We start from the raw sequence: 2,201 nt of genomic DNA on the forward strand, positions 1-2,201 counted from the left end.
GATATATTTATCTTTTTATCTCTCCTATATATGGCATACATAGGAATAACAGCATTAAAATATTATTAACATATATATAGCAAGGGAATGCTTGTAGACTGATTTATACTGCATTCCCTTATTGTATGTATGCTATATTTCTATTCTTCTTTTTCCGACATTAGAACTTTGCACGAAATATCTTCCAAATTTACTTTTTGAACAAACTGAAAAAACCTTTCCGTTTTTGTTTCTGATTTTGTGCTTGCATATCTCTAATATTTTCAAGCAATAATTGATCTCGCTTCTCTAGCTTCTTCTCTATAAAAACTTCTAATTCACTGTTTTTACCTTCTACTTCAGTTAACTTTTTCTCCGTATTTGCTAAATGCTCTTTTGTTGTAACTAATTCATTCGTAATTTCTTGTAATTTTTGAACGAGTGCTTGATTAAATTGATTTTGTAATTGCTGATTTTCTAATACTTCATTCAATTTCTTTTCTAATTCTGATTTTTCTTCTTTTGAAACAAATGAATCAAGTTCTCCATTTCGCCATGATCGAACTTGATCGTAAGACCATTTTTGAATCTGTATTTTTTCTTTTATTGCTTTTAATTCTTCTATATTTTCTTTTGAGTATCTGCGATGCCCTCCCTGACTTCGCTCCGTTTGTATGTTAAATTCATTTGACCATACCTTTAACAAATCGGGTGTGATCCTTAAAAAATCCGCAACAATTTTCGGTGTATGCATTTCCGATTTTAGTTCCAAATTTCATTCCTCCCCCAAAAACGGAATACGTTTTTCGTTTGAAAAACACGATTAAATCAAGATTCTAGTCAAAATCGGAATGTACTTATAACCGATATGAAAACCGATTTTAAAAACGATTTAATTCCGAAATACATTCCGATTTTAACACCGATATGTATTACTTCTCGATAATAACATCAAAATCTTTTTTTGATATACAAGATTTTATGCAAAAAAAGAATAGCAAGAATCCCCAAGATTCTCGCTATATCAACAATGTATAAAAACATGCATAAAGAAAAAGAGAGAGAAAGAAGAAAACCCCTTACAGGAGTAAGGGGAAGCCGTAGGATTTGCTACCGATAATAGGACGTTATGTTAACCTAGCATGTATATAATATACATCGATAGGTTAACATATGAATATGAAAAATCAGATTAAAATTTTAAAGCAAAATCAAATGGCCGATGCTTTAGAAATGAGTCGTCAAACAATAATAGCCATTGAAAATCATCACTATAATCCAAGTTCAGAGTTATCTTTAAATATGGCAAAACATTCCAAAAATATTGAATAAATTTTTTCATTAGACAACTAAATATTTGGAGGTTAATTATTTATGAAGAAACCAGATGAATTATATTTACACTAAACAACAATAACAACTAAATTTATGGCAAACTTTTATTCACTAGCTTTAATAATTTGGTCTATTATAGTTTTATTTCAAATAATAAATTAGGTATACAATTTATTATTTTTGTAACAGGACAATTTATATTTTGGTTGTTACTATCTTTAAATCAAAAAAGTTGAATGAATAGATTGTAAAAAAACGTTGTTCCATAAAGAGTCACATGACCCCAAAAAGGAAATTGTAAGTTAAGGAACTTTTTTACATAAATAAGTAGTAGACGCACCAACTGGTAAACCTGTCTTTCTTTTTAATTTTGATAAATGTTATTGATAGCTTGCAAACCCTTTATTATCAAGGTAATAAAACACTATCAATAGGGTGTACAATTCATAAAAATGAAGAGTATCAAGCTCTTCACATAACTAAAAACTTAATTAATTGGAAAAAATTTCTTAAACGTACAAAATTCTTTTTTTGGTCGTGTCAGGCCTAATATAAAAGATAAATTATTAGAAATAAGTTTATCTTAAGAGAAAAAAAGTTACACTGAACCATTAAAATCCAATATGCAATTATGCATATTGGATTTTAATGGTTCTCTTTTATAATATTAATTGGAATTAAATTATAAATATTTTGAAACTTTGTTACTAATACTTTTACGTCTGCGTTTATGATATTATTTACATATAAGTACTTTTTTGGCGAAGGGGAAAGTGATGGATAGAATTTTTTGGAGTTTAATAGGTATTATTTTATTTCTATTAGGCTTTGTTAATTTAAATCAATTTTATTTTTTGAGTATCTTAGGTTCAATATTAGTAAGTTTT

2 protein-coding genes are annotated in these 2,201 nt (G+C 27.6%); one reads left to right on the plus strand and one right to left on the minus strand.

Annotation, left to right across the window (positions count from 1 at the left end):
• Positions 1 to 190 precede the first annotated feature (190 nt).
• Entirely contained in the window at positions 191 to 751 is a 561-nt protein-coding gene (locus ACQGS6_RS26970; RefSeq protein WP_098806042.1) for a MerR family transcriptional regulator, read from the minus strand.
• Positions 752 to 1,152: 401 nt separating this feature from the next.
• Between ACQGS6_RS26970 and ACQGS6_RS26975 the strand changes: the two genes are divergently transcribed.
• Positions 1,153 to 1,311: a helix-turn-helix transcriptional regulator gene (locus ACQGS6_RS26975; protein ID WP_426965910.1), complete on the plus strand. Its 159-nt coding sequence runs from the start codon at positions 1,153 to 1,155 to the stop codon at positions 1,309 to 1,311.
• Positions 1,312 to 2,201: the final 890 nt, after the last annotated feature.

Source organism: Bacillus sp. GMs2/2 (genome assembly GCF_050172095.1).
Lineage (GTDB): Bacteria > Bacillota > Bacilli > Bacillales > Bacillaceae_G > Bacillus_A > Bacillus_A cereus.